Source organism: Acinetobacter pragensis, assembly GCF_001605895.1.
Taxonomy (GTDB): domain Bacteria; phylum Pseudomonadota; class Gammaproteobacteria; order Pseudomonadales; family Moraxellaceae; genus Acinetobacter; species Acinetobacter pragensis.
Map to the genome: position 1 here is coordinate 1 of NZ_LUAW01000010.1, position 16788 is coordinate 16788.

Annotated in this window: 20 protein-coding genes; 9 read left to right on the top strand and 11 right to left on the bottom strand. The window is 36.9% G+C overall.

All coding sequences use genetic code 11. From position 1 onward, the window contains the following. Both AZH43_RS02290 and AZH43_RS02295 read left to right on the top strand, forming a co-directional pair. The coding region (locus tag AZH43_RS02290) for a tyrosine-type recombinase/integrase (protein ID WP_067666215.1) at positions 1-852 on the top strand (852 nt) is incomplete at its 5' end. 1 nt (position 853) lies between these two features. Further along, on the top strand, positions 854-1789 hold the full coding sequence (locus AZH43_RS02295; RefSeq protein WP_067666217.1) for an FRG domain-containing protein: 936 nt from the start codon (positions 854-856) through the stop codon (positions 1787-1789). Here the strand turns inward: AZH43_RS02295 and AZH43_RS02300 are convergent. The 4 genes from AZH43_RS02300 to AZH43_RS18320 all read right to left on the bottom strand — a co-directional run bounded on the left by AZH43_RS02300 (position 1786) and on the right by AZH43_RS18320 (position 5508). After that, on the bottom strand, positions 1786-1977 hold the full coding sequence (locus AZH43_RS02300; RefSeq protein WP_067666219.1) for a hypothetical protein: 192 nt from the start codon (positions 1975-1977) through the stop codon (positions 1786-1788). The two genes, AZH43_RS02295 and AZH43_RS02300, sit on opposite strands and share 4 nt — an antisense overlap. 94 nt (positions 1978-2071) lie before the next feature. Continuing rightward, positions 2072-4798 (bottom strand): toprim domain-containing protein, encoded by a 2727-nt coding sequence (locus AZH43_RS02305; protein WP_067666224.1) that lies wholly within the window; start codon positions 4796-4798, stop codon positions 2072-2074. Between the two features lie 9 nt (positions 4799-4807). After that, positions 4808-5206 (bottom strand): ogr/Delta-like zinc finger family protein, encoded by a 399-nt coding sequence (locus AZH43_RS02310; RefSeq protein ID WP_228267820.1) that lies wholly within the window; start codon positions 5204-5206, stop codon positions 4808-4810. Positions 5207-5334: 128 nt separating this feature from the next. Then, positions 5335-5508, bottom strand: coding sequence for a toxin-antitoxin system HicB family antitoxin (locus tag AZH43_RS18320; RefSeq protein WP_004984342.1), 174 nt, complete (start codon positions 5506-5508; stop codon positions 5335-5337). 106 nt (positions 5509-5614) lie between these two features. Here AZH43_RS18320 and AZH43_RS02315 point away from each other — a divergent pair, with 106 nt between their 5' ends. Next, positions 5615-5971, top strand: a complete 357-nt coding sequence (locus tag AZH43_RS02315; RefSeq protein ID WP_067666226.1) for a helix-turn-helix domain-containing protein — start codon at positions 5615-5617, stop codon at positions 5969-5971. 97 nt (positions 5972-6068) lie between these two features. After that, positions 6069-7484 (top strand): hypothetical protein, encoded by a 1416-nt coding sequence (locus tag AZH43_RS02320; protein ID WP_067666243.1) that lies wholly within the window; start codon positions 6069-6071, stop codon positions 7482-7484. Positions 7485-7511: 27 nt separating this feature from the next. On the opposite strand, the gene AZH43_RS18625 is transcribed toward AZH43_RS02320, so the two are convergent. The 4 genes from AZH43_RS18625 to AZH43_RS18630 are packed head-to-tail and all read right to left on the bottom strand — an operon-like array spanning position 7512 to position 8844. Then, positions 7512-7673, bottom strand: a complete 162-nt coding sequence (locus AZH43_RS18625) for a hypothetical protein (RefSeq protein WP_162840073.1) — start codon at positions 7671-7673, stop codon at positions 7512-7514. A 9-nt stretch (positions 7674-7682) separates the two neighbouring features. Then, positions 7683-7991 carry a hypothetical protein gene (locus AZH43_RS02325; protein WP_067666227.1) on the bottom strand — a complete coding sequence of 103 codons (309 nt, stop codon included), beginning with the start codon at positions 7989-7991 and terminating at the stop codon, positions 7683-7685. Positions 7992-7993: 2 nt separating this feature from the next. Next, entirely contained in the window at positions 7994-8668 is a 675-nt protein-coding gene (locus tag AZH43_RS02330; protein ID WP_067666230.1) for a hypothetical protein, read from the bottom strand. Beyond that, on the bottom strand, positions 8668-8844 hold the full coding sequence (locus tag AZH43_RS18630) for a hypothetical protein (RefSeq protein WP_004984352.1): 177 nt from the start codon (positions 8842-8844) through the stop codon (positions 8668-8670). Before AZH43_RS18630 ends, AZH43_RS02330 begins: the two co-directional genes overlap by 1 nt. Before the next feature lie 582 nt (positions 8845-9426). Between AZH43_RS18630 and AZH43_RS18325 the strand changes: the two genes are divergently transcribed. The 4 genes from AZH43_RS18325 to AZH43_RS02350 all read left to right on the top strand — a co-directional run bounded on the left by AZH43_RS18325 (position 9427) and on the right by AZH43_RS02350 (position 13734). Beyond that, positions 9427-10497 (top strand): hypothetical protein, encoded by a 1071-nt coding sequence (locus AZH43_RS18325; RefSeq protein WP_131796921.1) that lies wholly within the window; start codon positions 9427-9429, stop codon positions 10495-10497. A gap of 145 nt (positions 10498-10642) precedes the next feature. Beyond that, positions 10643-11848 carry a nucleoid-associated protein gene (locus tag AZH43_RS02340; protein WP_067666232.1) on the top strand — a complete coding sequence of 402 codons (1206 nt, stop codon included), beginning with the start codon at positions 10643-10645 and terminating at the stop codon, positions 11846-11848. Between the two features lie 9 nt (positions 11849-11857). After that, a complete protein-coding gene (locus AZH43_RS02345) occupies positions 11858-13114 on the top strand; it encodes a hypothetical protein (RefSeq protein WP_067666234.1) in 1257 nt (418 codons plus the stop codon). A gap of 2 nt (positions 13115-13116) precedes the next feature. Further along, positions 13117-13734, top strand: a complete 618-nt coding sequence (locus AZH43_RS02350) for a hypothetical protein (protein ID WP_081406752.1) — start codon at positions 13117-13119, stop codon at positions 13732-13734. Here the strand turns inward: AZH43_RS02350 and AZH43_RS02355 are convergent. Genes AZH43_RS02355 through AZH43_RS02365 form a run of 3 tightly spaced genes read right to left on the bottom strand, consistent with a single transcriptional unit; the run spans position 13727 to position 16478 of the window. Then, positions 13727-14716: a contractile injection system protein, VgrG/Pvc8 family gene (locus AZH43_RS02355; RefSeq protein ID WP_067666236.1), complete on the bottom strand. Its 990-nt coding sequence runs from the start codon at positions 14714-14716 to the stop codon at positions 13727-13729. The genes AZH43_RS02350 and AZH43_RS02355 overlap by 8 nt on opposite strands. Next, complete coding sequence (locus tag AZH43_RS02360) at positions 14713-15138, bottom strand: phage tail protein (RefSeq protein WP_004984381.1); 426 nt, start codon at positions 15136-15138, stop codon at positions 14713-14715. The genes AZH43_RS02355 and AZH43_RS02360 overlap by 4 nt, the downstream gene beginning before the upstream one ends. Positions 15139-15149: 11 nt before the next feature. Beyond that, positions 15150-16478: a phage tail tape measure protein gene (locus AZH43_RS02365; protein ID WP_264753339.1), complete on the bottom strand. Its 1329-nt coding sequence runs from the start codon at positions 16476-16478 to the stop codon at positions 15150-15152. 91 nt (positions 16479-16569) lie between these two features. Here AZH43_RS02365 and AZH43_RS02370 point away from each other — a divergent pair. After that, the coding region (locus AZH43_RS02370) for a transposase (protein WP_067666238.1) at positions 16570-16788 on the top strand (219 nt) is incomplete at its 3' end.

A 16788-nucleotide genomic window follows, 5' to 3' on the forward strand; every position in this document is an offset into this window, starting at 1 on the left:
TCTAGTGAAAAATATATCAGCACGGTTAAATACCGTTTGGACTACATTACAGCAGATTTTTTAGAGCTGCCTTTAGATGAAATCACTCGTTTTCAGGTTTCATCAAAAGTGAAAGAAATAGTGGCCAAAGGAACACTCGAAACGGCCACACGTTGTCTGCGCCTACTCAATGCAGTTTTTAATTTTGCGATCGCATCAGGATATACAGAAAAGAACCCTTGTATCTTAGTCGGGGAGCTTATTCCTGAGCATGAGGTTCAAAGCTATCCATGTTTACCGGCAAGTGAAATGCCTGAATTTTTTAGACGTTTAGAACAATGTAATGCGTTTCCCATCACTAAAGTTGTCTTAAAACTGGCCTGCTTTACTGGCACTCGAATCAGTGAGCTTTTAAAAGCGCGATGGGATTCAGGTGAAATTGATTTTGAAAACAAAGTGTGGCTAATTCCCGCATATCGTATGAAACGCCGAAAGGAATTAATGGTTCCTTTATCACCTCAAGTCTATGATCTATTCATGGCATTATTTCACACTAGGAGTGATGACGGCTTTATCTTTAAACATACACGTGAACCTTGGAAGCATATGACTTCTGAAACTCCCTTGGCTGTCATTAAACGAAACGGATATGCAAATGAGATGGTCACACATGGATTCAGGTCGTTATTTTCTACTTATGCAAATGAAAGTAAGCTGTTTAGAACTGAAGTAATTGATTATCAAATTGCGCATGTGAATAAAACGACAAAAGCAGATAAAACGAGCAAGATTTATAACAGAGCTGAATACTGGCCAGAGCGTGTTGAATTGATGAATTGGTATGCAAATGAAGTTTATAAGTGGATGAATTAAAATGTTTGATAAGTCTAAATATACAGTTAAAAAACAAAGCGGTTTTATTGAAACTTATATTGATAAAATAGAGGATTTAATTGAATTAATTCGTCCAGATCAATCAAATTACTTAGATTTAATGCACTGGAATGATGAGCCATTGGCTTTAGAAAATAGGACTAATGTGTGTGTATTTAGAGGCCAAGGTGATTCTCGCTGGAAGCTTACACCAAGTTTATTTCGTGTGAATAAGGAAAATTTATTTAGTCATTTTCTTCACAAAGAAAAGACAATTATAAATCATTTTGAATATTTTTGTGATGCGAGTGAAATCAGCATTCCTGGGGATTCGCTAAAACACAGAGTTACTCGTCAAGAAACTTATTCTAGATGTATAAAAGAAGAACAAGAAGTGAAATTTGATGAAAATGATTACGAACTATTAGCTTTCGCGCAGCATCATGGAGTACCGACTAGGCTATTAGATTGGAGTTATCAACCCTTAGTTTCATTATATTTTGCTGCTATTGATGGTATGAAAGAGTATGTTAATAATGATGAAAACTTAATAGATTCATTTTCGTTGTGGATTTTTTATGTTGATAATATGAAGTACTTTGATTATTTAAAACTTCTAGATGTTCCCTCAAGCCATAATAAACATATTAGTAGGCAATCTGGTTGCTTTACAATAGTTAAAGAGTTTGAGAGTCCGATAACTTTTATGAATTATCAGCCTAAGACAATTGAAAAAATTTTAGCTGATACCAATAAATCAGGAATCTTGTTGAAAGTTAATGTTGATATAGAAGCGGCTTTAGATGTTCTACATTATTGCTCTTCCTATGGATACGATGGTTCTAAGTTATTTGGTGGTGCTAATGGTGCTGCAAAATCGACAAATGATTGGTTACTTTTTCACGAATTTCACTCAAAAATTAAAAAAGGCGCTTAAATAGCGCCTATTTCTTTTTTGATCTTATTTAAGGACGTTTCGGTCCATCCTTTATACTTATCTGATGATCGATCAGGTGGGTATTTTTCCAAATAGTGTTTCTTAAATGTATTGACTGCCATACCTAACTCAGCAGCCACTTGTCTCATTGAGTACCATTTTACGATCGTACATGAAGATTCTTTCATTATAGTTTCCCTCTTTACTTAACTGTTTCAGTCAAAAAATAGACAGCACCACAAAAGCTTGAAGTGCTTAATAAAATTGTTACTTCGGTCATATTCACTTTTTTCCACCTGCAGCCTTTGTTTGATAAGGGTTAGAGAAAATCCAGCATTTGACGATACGGTCTTCTTTAATACTTGGTTGATTGCCATAACCTTGAATAACATTGTTTTCATCTGCGGGTTGGTGTGATGAACGAACTGTTTTGTTTGCCTCAATGAATTTGTAGCGCTTACTTGTTTTTAATAAATTCCGCATTTCATTGATCTCAGGTAGTGCCTGATAATTACGTGCAGCAACTTTGTATACTTCATTCAGATTGATGGCGATCTGCGAATCTGTAGTTGCGTAATGGTTCAATTGGAAGCTGGTACCACGAATACTATTGAGATATTCAAAGGCATCCCAAAACTGTTGAACAAATGGATGATCTGCTGCAATTTCTTCAATACGTCGCATGGCCATACCCTCTAAATATCTTTTGGCATCACAAATGTCAGATAAATCGATTGCATCTTTAAAGACGTGCTCCGCAATGGCATCAATCATGGCCGACACTTGGGCATGACAGAGGGCGATACGGGTATTGGTAATGCCTTTTTGATGCAGCTCAATTTCAATTTCTTTATGTTTTTCGGTATAAGTTCTGAGGATGCTTTCTTCATTCTTTAAGCAAAAGGTCATGTATTTACATGCATCTTCTAAACTCATCTGTGTCAGTCGGGTTGCAACGTGCTTTTTCTCTAAGCTGTGATTTTTAGTGTCTACAGAAATATGCAACGTACGAGATAACACCGCTTCAGATGCTTGAATCGGGGTGTTTTGGCTAATCATCACCGCAGCACGAAAAGGCGGCTCATAGGTTTCATTGCCTGCGGTTTTTAAGCCTTTAGAGCGAATCGCTCGACCGTTATAAGCATCTTTTAATTCGTCCCAACTGAACTTTGCTTTTTGAGATCCAGCCTGGTCGTTACGGTCACCCTCAATCAGTACGATGGGCATGTTAGAGGTTTGGGCAAAGTTGCGGTAAATCGCCACATTGGTTGATTTGTTTGGATCGAAGCCTTCATAGGCTTCACGGCCACTGAGTTTCCACAGGAATTCAATCAGAGTGGATTTCCCTGAGCCGGCTTGGCCGACAAATTCAAAGAATGGATATGATGAATTGATTGCCCGGATCTGTTCCGCAAAATAAGTGCCTGTCCACCATGCCAGTAAAATGAGTCCTTTTTCTCCCTGCAGTGAATAAAAGTCTTTCCACCATACCGGCTTAAATTCCTGTTTTGCATTTAGGCTGATAATTGGGGAAGCCGCTAGGGTTTTAATTTCCTTATTACCGGCCTTAAAGAAATCGTGCTCATTTTTGTGGATAATTTGACCTTTATGCACAGCGTACTGATCAAAAATATAGGCTTGGTATTCTTTGGAGTAGCCAATAAAGTCGATGGTTTTAACTTCGCGTAAGCGCTCAGTTTTCCGCTTGATGAAAGTTTCAAGCTGGCTGTCATTTCCTGTCCAGATTGCTCCTGAGAGAACAGCCATAACACGCGGTTTGAATTTACTGCGCGATGACAACTGCTCTGCAGTAAATGTAGTTTTTACAGCGCTCCACGGTGACTGAATATGAAAGTAGTACCATGATTCATCAGTAATTTCATTGCGTTGGAAATACAGCGGTTCTAGCTGCGCGTTGCATATTTCCTTGGCGGAAGAGCAGGTTTTTAATGCCTGAATGCGGACTTCTTCTTCTGTGAGCATCGAGCTTTGGGATTCTTCAACATACTGAACGGCTTTGTTGTATTTTTCATAATCCAGTTCCCACCAATAGGTGCGGAAGCGGTGGTTAAAGAAAAACTGGCTTAAACTGCTACCGTAAAAATTATAAATCAGCAGGCCTGTTTCTTCAGGCGTTTCTGCAATTTCCAGCTTTCCGTAATGGAGGTATTTTTCCTGGTCTTTTTTTGTAAGCTTGTCGTGCTGAAACAGATCATTCCAGTCCAGCTTGCCAGGCGGTAAGGCAGCTGTAGAAATCCAACCTTCATCCGTTGCGCGTTTATGGTGTTTCGCTAGATACTTTTTTCCTGCAGGATCATTGTCTAAAGCCCAAACTAAACGCGGTCTGCATTTATTAAGTTCATGACAGCGGTTCTTAATTTGCTCCAAGAGAACAGCAGGGTAATTCCCACTGTTCATATTACTCATGCTGATCACTTCAGACTGACTAAGCGCGATTGAATTAAAGATACCTTCAGTAATCCAAATGCTGCCTGCATTACACAGAGTATCTAAATCATGCACTGTCCAAGCAAGGCCAGACCACTTTCCTATGAAGTTTGCCTTCATACGATCGAAGCGTTCAGGACGGTCGATCAGACGTTCCCAATAAATGCTTTCAGCCAATTTAAAGCGAACGGTCGCTGTAACGAGGCTTCTGTTTTTAGGTGAGCGATAAAGCTCTTGGGTATACAGTGCCTTGAGCTTTGATAGATCAAAACCACGGCCTTCTTTGAGGTAGGCGTCCGCTGCAGCATGTGGGTTTGCTGTTGTTTGTGGATGATATTCAGACCAGTCTTTAAAAAGCTCCTCACAGATCTCTTTGACATGCTCCTCATAGCCACATTTATTGATACGACCACACTTCACCATGCGTGGGGTGATGGCGTGTGTATAGAGTTCTTTTTCTTTACATTTTGGACATACGCCTTCTCGATACCATTCACCTTTTTTCTTAAAATGGAATAACTGGTTGAGTCGGTCATCTATCCGTTGCTGTAGGTGATACATATCTACGCCTTATAAGAGTCTGATTTGTTTAAGCCGATTGCGGTAGACACTGGCCTTGGTCAAATCAATCGTGGATGAGTGGAATAAGGCAGAGATAAAGCCTTCAACATAGTTCTCTTGTTGTTTGTCGATCACAGTCATCGTTTCTAAACTGGACAGGTGATGTTCTAGTTCTACTTCCCACTGACGTTTGTGTTGCGGTAACCCGGTTTGAACTTCGATGTTTGGATTGATGCTGTTTTGAATGGGACGAACCATTTCTAGACTGGCTGCGAAGCTGGCAAGGCACTGGTCGTTCTGACAGCTCACAATCAGTTCGTGTAAAAGAGGAGAAGGCTTTTTACGACTAGATACATACATACGTCTTCCACAGTGCGGGCAGTAGAAACCAATTGATTTACTCATCATTACCTCTGATTTGAATTAAGTAGTTGTTGCTCCCGACACCAAGTACTTAATATTTCTTGCTTTACACAGAATTGTAAAAATCTGTAAACAGAACCCCGTAAATCTGTGAGTGGCTCAAAAGGTGTGCCTTATGATGATTTTGTTTCTTGAGGTGAAGTTTCTAGTTCAGCTTCAACAAGGCTTTTAATCCATTCGTTCAGTGACATGTTGAGCTTTGCTGCTTCGATACGAGCGAGACGACGATTTTCTGGTGTAGTGCGAAAGCTGATCTGTACTTCTTTTTGAGACTCTTGAGTAGCCATGTTTGTTTCCTTTTGAGTCCACAGTTATTAAACTGTGGTGAATAGAGAACTTTGTTAAAATGGTAAATAAGCAAAGCAATATTATCCCAATTGGGATAATTAATATATGGATTTATCCCAAATGGTAAATGAGAATAACGATCAAAGAGGCGAACGCCTTCGTCAGGAACGATCACGCTTAAATCTTTCGCAAAAAGATTTTGCTGCGTTATTTGGTAAGAAAAATATGGCTGTAATGCGCTACGAGAAAGGCGAGCGCGTTATGGGACAGGAAGATTTAGAAGCACTGCATAAAGCCGGTGTGGACGTTTGGTATTTGATTACTGGTGAACGTACTCAACATGATTTACTTTCTGATGAAGCTAAAGAGTTACTAAAATATTGGGATCAGGTTGATCCTGAGCAGCGTCAGACGTTAATGACTTTAGTGCGTAATTTTGCAGAGAGTTTTGGGAAGAAGTAACCAAGAGAGTGAATGAGTAACAGCTCATTTACTCTAAGCTTTTATAAAAAAAATAAAAATGCTATAAGTTATGAAATTTAGATTTGTGAGTTTTTTTATGTATATAAATGATGTTATGAGCTATTTAGGAGGTTGGGAAATTTTTAATAAAAATCATTCAGATTTATTAGATGATATAAAGGCAACTCTAGAAATTGTTTCTGAAAAATTATACAAAGAATATAAATCTAGTAATTTACAAGACGGAGCAAATTCAAATTTTAACGTTCTTGGATTTATTAGACAAAGTTTAATTGATGAATTTGAGAGGATACATTGGAATGAAAATAATTTGCATACCCCTTTTAAAAATGAGAGGGTACAATTTTTAGGGTTAATGAAAGAATCTTGTTATATTAAAATTACTACCTCAGCTGCTTCATCTATATTAATGTCATGGATTTATCGTGATATTGAATCAGCTAATAAATTAGCAAATATATCTGTACCAATACTTTTAGTTATTGATATTTCTCAACAGAGTTTTTTAAATCAATTGGCAGGGAAAAATTCTAATTTTGATAGTCACTTTACTAGAAGTAGAAGTTTAAAATTTATAAAAAATAGTTTGGATAAAGTTTCTCCTCTAAAATTTGAACATCCTTTTTTAATTTTAGGTGTTAAGTTAGAAAAAACGGAATTAAATATTATTAATATTGAGAGTGAAAATTTAAAAATTGATAATAATATTAAAATGGATAGATGTATAACTTTTGAACCAGAATATTATCAAGCTGGTTTAGCAATTCTTACTTATTTCGGTTCTGTACTGAAAGAAAAATATCCCGAACAAAATGCAACAGTTAAAATTGAGCAACATGATTTAACCGTACGAATGATCATAGAAACTGAAGATGGAAATATTGAAACTTTAGAAAAAGCATTACATGAATATGAGTTGGTACTTAAAGGGCAAGAAAGTGTAGATGAGTTTTATTTATCTCCTATCAAAACATTAGAGTTAAAAAATCAGCTTAATTTATTTAAGTTTCAGATAGATTCTCAAAAAGAAATTATTGCTTTACAACATGGACGAATACTGAGTTTGGAAGCGATCATAGATAAGGCACTTTCTCCAGTTGTTCATCCTCCAGTTACGATTATTAACCAATTAAATAACTCGCAATCTACCGTTATCAATTACAAGGCTGAGTTATCTAAATCTAATGATGAACTTGAGGAGTTGATTGATCTTTCGGATAGTGAAGCTTTGAAGAATAGACTTGCCACAATTCAGAATGCATTAGAAGTTAATAGAAACGCTGATCAACCAGAGGAAATTAAAGACTCAAATGGTATGAAGAAACTTGCTAAGTTTTTAAAAGATGCTAATGAAGTTGGTACAGAAGCAAATACTTTAGCTAAGAAAGGTGGCAAAGCGCTGGATCTGATCAAAAGTTTAGGAAGACGATATAACAGCATTGCTGAATGGTGTGGGATGCCTAATATTCCAGCTGTATTTGTAAAAGAATGAAAAAAGCCCTCTTAAGAGGGCTTTTTATTACTCTTTATCTACAGCCTTCTGAATCTGCTGTACCTGTTCTTGAATAATAAATAAGGTTGCGGCCACCGACTCTCCAGTTAAAGATTCACAGCTTTCCGTAGACTCAATGAGTAAAGATAAGTGCTGATCTAATAATGATAATCTTGCTTGGATATCCATATTATTCCCCTAGGAACGGTTAAAACCGTTATTTATCAGGTCAGTCAGTTCATTGAAGAACTGCCAGCTTTTTTCTGTATTTTCTAAAATCAAAATAGCTTGAACAGCGCAAATTGAAAGGTTGTAGGTGTCATGCTGCGCATTGAAGTGATAGTCAATGTTTTCCCGCAGGCGCGACCAGGTAATATTGGTTTCTACAAAAGTTTTATAAGAAACATCTGTCTGCAACATACGGTACAGCTGCTTGGAGCTGATAAAGAACTTACGCTTTTTTGTTTGCGGTTCTTGAACGCGAATAATGTATTTTTCTATGTTCATTTTTATATCCTTATAAGCTCTGCCGGCAGGATCTGTTCTGGTGAATGCCACTGCCATTTATTTAGATTGAGCCGGTTGGGTGCGGATGCGGTGTAGGCGAGTACGGTTCTGGATACTTTTTCCCAATAGAACAGGCGTGGGTCATCATGTGCGATGTCCAATTTATACTGGCGCAGCTGTCTGTATAGCGCACGGTGTTCACGAGGAATTGTGGCAATATCCTCTGCTGCGGCTTCCGTATGAATAGGGGCTTCAGTACCCTGAATTATTTCGGACACAGGTTTGGGTGCTGGCTGAGGCTTTGCAGCGCCAGCGGATATGCCAAAGAGTTGCTTTAATTTTTTATAGTTGATGGTGTAATAATTCACCCGCATAGACTTAATTTTTGAGAGCTTATTGATCTCGATTAAGCCAAGTTCCTTGAGTTTGGCCACAGCTCTTTTGATTGTCGAAACACTGAATAAACCCAGTGTTGACTGCCATTCTTCAAAGGTGTGAAACCACCACTTACGGTTTAGGTGGACAGTGAGGTTTTTCTTTTGTTTGTACTTCCGATTTTCGCTGATGAGGAAGTGCAATTTCTGCAAGAACGTGGCTGCTGCAGTCCCCAGCTCTTTAGCGAGCTGAGGGGAGGCAATGAGTGGATATTCTTTGTGTTGAAGGAGGATATTTTTCATTATTTTTCTCCCCGATAGGTTTCAGTGAAACAAGCTTTACAATGTGATCGCCATTGTGTTTTGCCACGCCAAATACCATTTTTATAGAAGAAGTCTGTGTCGAGAGGGTAGTAGTCGCCACAAAGAGTGCAGCGTTTTTCTGTACCGAGTTCAGTGTTGATATAAATTTTAGGCATACGATTCCCCTTAACGTGTGAAACGTAGGCGAATGAAATTTAAAATTTGTTTATGAATTTGGGGTTGAGCAAAGTTAGATGCTTGTAAGCGTTGTAGACAGAGGGTGTCGAGGCGTACAGGTGCTGAATGCACACTTTTATTTTGAGTGTTCATAGTCGTTTTCTCTTTGATCAGTTTTAAAAACCCATCAACATCCTTCCTACGGGATGGTGACAGACTAAACAGGGTGTAGGAATACCGCTCAAAGATGCACGGCCAGCACGAAGCTGCCCTGTCTAGCCTGCCATAACGACTGCTAAACAGTAGGCAAAAAAAATGTCGCATAAGCGACTTTGATTTGCGCTCTTTGATGATAATGCAGGTTCCTACGCCTGATCACAGATTTTGCTGTGATATGGACAATATAATTTAAATATTTTTTTAGTCAACTATTTTTAACTTTGATCATTCTTTTATAACTCTATTCTTTATTCTATTTATATATAGAAGAAAAGCTCTTTTTGATACAATGCTTTGGCTCATTGTGAGCTAATGGATCGGGTCATGTTGAGTCGATGCATGGGGGCAGAAAAGAGGAATGTATGAGTTCAGATGAGAATATTAGTGTTATTAACGATAAAATAAACACATGTATAGATTTTTTAAACAATTGTGCAGAGTTTTTTAATAATGATAGTACCTTATTGAATATGGTTTACACTTTAAAAAACAACATAAATAACCATGAATTAAAGAGCAACCTTTTTCTTCAGGATTATTTAATTATTAAGTTAGATGAAATAATTATTGAAATTGATTCAATTGAATCTGAAGATTTTGACAGACATCATGATAATAAGTTCTCAACGGAATTTTATTCAAGTAATGATTATGATAGGTTTAATAAGTTTTTTGATAATTTTAGATTATTTGTAGATAGGAATAATAAGCGTTTAGAATCATATTACTCTATGGTTTTACAAAAGAAAGAAAATGATAGAATTAGAAATGATAATATTAATCTTCTTAATGATAATAAAAAATTAAAAGAAGAAAATATAGTGTTGTCAAATACTGTTTCAAATAAAAAAGTTACTGATTTATATGATGATGTAGAAGCAGAAAATAAAAAATATTTCAGATTGTATAGGTTTTTATTTTTAGCTTCAATTTTTATGACACTTTTTTTTGCAATTTCATATGATCCCTTGAAAAGTTTATATATGAATTATTTGGAAATTACTAATACTTTTTTCAAGGTTAATTCGCCTGTTAACTTAGCGAATGGTCAAGCATTAAATTTTAATGATAAAGTTTTGAAGTATATTTTATTTAAAATTTCAATCATTGTTGTAGGGATTACTCTAACAACATACTTTTTAAAACTATCAATTTATTATCAAAACAAGTATGAGCAAGCTAAACAGACTAAGTTAGAGTTGGAGGCTTTTCCAGATTATATTTCATTGGTGACTAAGGAAACTGCAGAAGAATTAAGAAAGGAACTAGCTTTAAAATATTTTGGTAAAGAATTAGATAGAACATACAATGAAAAAATTGGTAATTTGGTTCAAGAGCAAATGAGCTCAAGTATCGATCTTGTAAAGGCAACAGCTGAAATTATTAAAAGTGCTAATCCTGTTAGTAAGAGCTCTAATAGCGAAAAAAAATAAAGTAATAAAAAGCCCAGTATAAATACTGGGCTTTTTTGTGCGAAGAGATTTGTCGCGTTGCTTAACTTTGCTGTTTAAATAGCTTTGTTAAAATGGTATTATTATAGAATAATTCTCAATAAATTTAATATTTTAGGGTAGGGGCATGTCAGTTGAAATTTTGAATGCAGTTATGCATAGTGTTAAAAAAGCAAAAGATTCTAATGTTGCAGTGCCCACTTATAGGAACAATTGTTTCCTTCCTACAAATTCTTTGTTAATAAGTTTTACTGAGTCTTTAATTGAAGCATATGCTAATCAAGCTAATACATGGGGAGACCTTAAAGAACCCAATTTGAATATTTTTCACCAAAAATTAATAGCTTGGCATACTTTTGAGCAAGAAGAGCAAGAAGAGCAAGAAGAGCAAGAAGAGCAGGAAGAGCAGGAAGAGCAGGAAGAGCAGGAAGAGCAGGAAGAGCACTCACAAAAATTTTATGCTTTTTCTAAAGATGTTCTTGTCCAAATTGTTGAAAAAATAAAAGATTCCAATAAAGCTACGGGGGGATATGTCTTACTGATTCATTATCGTGACATTACAGACTTCTTGTTAATTGTGATGCTGAAATTAGAAACGCGTTATGGAGTTAATGAAGATGATTTAGAAATATTTTCTGCTGAAACATTCAACATGGATAATTTCCATGAAGCAGCAAGATTAGATATGAAAATTTGGAGTGACAATAGACAAGAAGATCAAGAAGATCAAGAAGATCAAGAAGATCAAGAAGATCAAGAAGATCAAGAAGATCAAGAAGATCAAGAACCTTTACACTGCCTATTATTCGTAAAGAAAAGAGGTAGTGATGATGATGTAACCCGCTATTTCAGAAATGCGTTAGGTTGTGCAAACTATTCTGAATCTACACCTAATACAAAAAAATTAATTAAAGCATTAGATTCATTTGTTGCCCAAAAAGATTTTGCTACAGATACACTCCGTATGCAGTATCTTTTTGAAAAAAGGGAAGTATTACATGACTATTTGGTTCGGAAAGTTGAAAGTAGGGAATGTGTTAGTTTAAAAAATATTACTGAGCTAATTTCCTCTACTGCTGAAGATAGCGAGGGAAATGAATTTTTAAGCTATATTAGAGAAAAAAATATTCAGATTGATGAAACATTCAACCCAAACCCAGCGAAAGTTCGAGAAATGGAACGAATAACTGGAAAAATTGATAAAGCTTCCGTCAGCTTTCCTGTTCAGGCAATCGATACTTCAGTTTTTTATGATGAAGTTAACAGAAAATTAACTTTAACTGGTGTGCCAGATAGTTTGCATAATAAAATTAAGAATTACCTTGGTACTTAGTGAAATATCATGATTGATCATGAAATTAGCAATAAGCTATTTATCCAAAAGATAGCTACAATATGCCAAATGTTAGACCGCTTGGTTATGCAAGACAGGTTGGTATTTGGCTACGCTAAAAGCCAAGATGATTATAATTTTATTAAAGATGAGCTTAACTCATTAAAGCGTTCTAATGAGTTTTTAGACCCAGAGTTTTTCCCTAAAAACAAAATTTCGTTTAAAAAGACTGGTGAAATATATAAGAATTTTGAAAAATTTCTTTCTACTCCCATAAATAGAAGGAAGGTTCCAGATAACTTATATTTAGTAGAACCCAAACAAGCCTACTATTCTGATGAAATAAATGATTACTTTAATGACTATCTTAATATTATTAAATTATATGAGTTTTTTGAAAAGAAAGCAGATCATATAACTAATGATTTGGGGAACGTTAGTTTAATCTTTTTAGGGAGCAAAAAACTTATTATTTCTGATATCTATACTGATGTTGATATTATGAAACTAAATGATATAGATATCTTTTTATCTAAATTTTTAGTCGATGAGTCTAGTCAAGGAATTAGTTCAAAAGAAAAAGAAAAAATATTGAAAAAGGGGCTGATTAATTTTTTTAAAGATATGGAGTCGGTTGATTTTTCACAGATTATTCAAGACTTTAATAGGTTGTATACATATTTAAATGATGAACTGGATATTTATATGTCTAAGTTCTCATATGATGATATAAGGAAAGAGGTTGAGAAAGAAAAAGTTGATTTTATCGTTAGACTTAATAAAGTTTTTTCGGATATTCAAACTCAATTAATAGGTGTTCCTGTTTCTGTAATTTTAGCTGCAGATAAGTTGAAAATTGGCAGTGCAGCTGCTAATGATGAGAGTAGTTTCCATGGAATTAGCTTAACTAATATTTTAGTAATTCTAGCAATCGGATTTTATGCAGTTGTTTTGGCAATGTTGATTAGAAATCAAAATAATACATTAGAAGCTATCAAAGATGAAATGGATCATCATGAAAGCCTTTTTAATAGTAAGCATAAAGGCATGGCACAGAAGTTCCAAAAATCGTTTATCCAAATTAAAAATAGATATGAACATCAGCGAAAAATGCTGTTATGGGTAGATATTCTTGTATGTTTGGCTTTTGGTTTAATTTATCTTATAGCATATGTTAATTCTTTTTCTAACCTTGAATTTTTACTACCAATAATGTCTATATTGTTGATTATTGGTATTTTATATTTTTATAGACAGTATGAGTGACTATGTGGGAAATTATACTTAAAGCAATTCCTTTTACTCCTTTATTATATTGGTTTTTTTCTAAAACATTTAGGATGGCAAAAAAAAGGAAATTTTATGAAGCACAGATTAGAGCGTTAGATGACTATATTAAGAATTATTACAATAATGATTCAATAGAGTTCACTTTACGTGACTTAAAGGCACGACAAGTAACCTGTAATGATTGGGTTGGTGCAAAGTTTCTTGATTATGCAATCTCTAAAAAATGTCCGAATATTTTTGGGACCATAGAGGACTTTGATAGAGCTTGGTTTTTAGTTAAACTAGAAGATGAAGCTGGGGTAGTTAAATTAGTTTCAAATTATAGTGAATCTTCAATTAGAGGTTGTTTTAAAATAATAATCAGGGTTTATTTTTTTTCTGGTGCAATTCTAATTATTAACAAATCCTTGCTAATATTTTTATCTCTATTTGGGTTGCCGGGAATACCTACTTACAGCTGTTTATATAATTTTATTTTCTTTATTAGTGTCCTAGCTTTAGGAATTTCATCTATTTTGATCGTTTCTATTGGTAGGGGAATTGCTTCAATTTTAGCACTTTCTAAAAAATTGCCTATAAACTTTAAAACTAATTAGTATTCGCTTCTAAATCTAATTGAGTCGTTAATCCGCCACTTTTTGAGTAATTGTGGGTCGCTTTTTCAACGATCCACTTCAGCTTATCTATCTCAGCCTTAAAGCCCTGTAGTGTGATTGGAGACTCGGTACTGATCTCAGGTAGCCCATAAGCCAAATTGATGCTGAATTTCGCCATTTGACGATTAATTTCAGCCATCTTCGCTGCACTGGCACGTTCCGCTTCCGCTTTGTTGGCAAACGTCCCTTTTAAGTGTTTCACTTTGCCTTTATCGCCAGTCACCACTTTTTCACGTTTGGCTTTGCCTGTGTCCTGATAACTGGCTGATACGCCAGTATGATCGGACTCACGATCCTGTTCACTGTAACGGAATTGGTCTCCACTATTCCTGGTCAAAGTAATGGTTGGTAAATCTTTACCTGAAGCGGTTTTGGCACTGCCTGCAGTGAAGATTAAAAGCCGTTCCTTTTTGACCGCCATTTCCGCACCATTTTGTTTGGCCAGTCGTTGCAGTAGGTTGAGATCCGACTCATTGGTTTGGTCAATATGGCTTAAAGCAATCGCCTTGAGAGCTGCTGCCATGACCAAAGTCAGTTTATGGTTTTGAGCAATTTCAGTTGCAATAGCCCCAAAGGTTTTGCGGTGGTATGACTTGGACTTAGCTTCTTTGATATTGCTCTTAAAATTGGCACTGGAGGCTTTAATAGTGATTTGATCTGGTGTACCAGACCATTCAGTCTCATCGACAATAAAGTCACCTTTATCGTGTAAGCCTTCACCTTTAAAACCCATTAGACAATTAAGACGTACACCACGTTTCGGCAGTTGTAATGCACCGTCATGGTCATCGAGCACGATACTCAATTCATCTGCTGCATTGGCGCGATTATCTGTCACGGTAACACCTAAAATACGCTTAGAAATAAGCTCATTTAACGGTTTATTGTCAGCACTAATCACACATACAGGCGTTTTAATCATGCTGAACCTTCTTGCTGTGGAGCAGATTGCATTTCAATGCGTTCATCATCAACACGGCTCAGCTTGAGGGTGTAATCAACCTTACGGGGGACACCGTTGTCCATCAAAATGGATTTGGTTTCGTCGATACTGTCTATGACAAAAACACCGTATAAATAACCTGAACCATCCATCAACACATAGCCTTGTCCTGTGTCGGCCATGCTTGCCAATTCATCCAGCGCAAAGCGTGTACCAAAGCCATATTCTTCATAAATGAGACCAGGCATTGTCACCGTGTCTGAACCTGCACCAGTGAACTGTTTTTTCGCACGTCCATTGGCCACGGCATTTTCGGCATAGCTCCATGATCGCTGCCGCTGGATCTCCTGAAATGCCAGTGTGCTGGTTTTAAAAATGAATTGCCCTAAACTCATCAACATGATTGCCTCCCTTAATCGTTGTCGCTATAGCTGCGGACGTTGCTTGGTTGCGGCATGCGCTGCGCTTTGGCCACCTCCATTGCTACCAATTGAGCTAATGCATTTCCATCCATACCCGGTGCAGCATAAATATTAAAAATTTGCTGCACTGGAGCTGCTGTTGCAGAGACATTTTTGGTACTGGCTGAAATAGATGGACGTTGGTCAAAACTGAAAGCACTGGTATCAAAAAAGCCCAACATATCCTGACTTGCTGTACCGATTGCGTTGCTGGCCAGATGGCTGTTATTTGAGATCCCATTTGCCAAGCCTTGCATGTTGTATGCCCCCAACTGTGTAAAAACACGGGAAGGGGAGTGGATGCCAAAAGCGCCTTTTACCGTATTGGTCACCTGCGCGGCAGCGGCTTTAGCCTTGCCAATGACACCCGCAATGCCGTTGCTGATGCCGTTGGCAAGTCCTTGCATGAGCATTTGGCCAAAGCCTGTGAATGTACTTGGCAATTGCACGCCAAAGTAACTCATGACGGCAGCAAAGGCGCGGTAAAACAGTCCGATCAGAGACCAATTGGCAATAGTTGCACTGATATTTACAATGCCACTGTTAAAAAATGATTTCATACTTTGCCAGAGCTGTGATGCATTTGCTGCGATACTATTGAACAGAGGTGCAAAATATTCTTTAATGGCACTCCAATTTTGATATACCGTAAATGCTAAGACTGCCAGTGCTGTAATTAAGGCGATAATTGGATGTGCTCTTGCAAGCACAAATAAGATTTTTAGCCCTGAACCCACCCATTTTAAAGCGCCATATACACCACTCAGCATCTTAATGAGTCCTAATCCCTTTACGCCAAGTACGCCAAAAGTCAGACGCAGTAAAGCCATTGGACCGAGTAGGGTAACCAGTGCCAGTGATAGCGCGCTGAATGCAGCAAGAAGGATCACGATAATGGCAATGGTCTTCATAATGGCATTCGATAATTGAGGATTTTCTTTAGACCAGGCTCCGAATTTTTCGGTCATGTCCGTTAAGCCAGTGACGACTTGTTTCAGCTCAGGTGCGATTGCAGCACCGAAGTTTGTCATAGCACTGGTGAATGTTCCTGACGCAGCATCCCATAGATTTTTTAACGTACCGAGTTGCTCATTAACACGTTTCTGCAGGTCGGCTTGGGCATTCATTTTTGCCAATGTTTCGTCATAGCCGGCCTTGCCTTTATCGATCAGCAGGTTAAGTGCTTGAATAGTTTCTGCATCATCCCCGAACATGCCTTTTAGAATTGGCAAACGTGCTTCAGTAGATAGACTTTTGAGCTTTTCAAGCTGCTTGAACATATTGTCAATTCCACCGAATTCACCTTTGCCTGGACTGCCACCACTCTCCTAGACAAATATGGTCTATTCTTTTTGCATAGGAGAACACATTATGAGTGGACAACGTTATACCCCAGAATTTAAAGATGAAGCTGTAAAATTGATTACTGAACGAGGATATTCTGTCACTGATGTTGCAGAGCGTTTAGGTGTATCCCAGCACAGTATTTATAAATGGCTAAAGGCGGTACAGCCTTTAGGCAACAATTCTGATGAACATGAACTGCTCGAAGCAAAGAAAGAAATCCTTCGCCTTAAAAGTCAGCTTAAA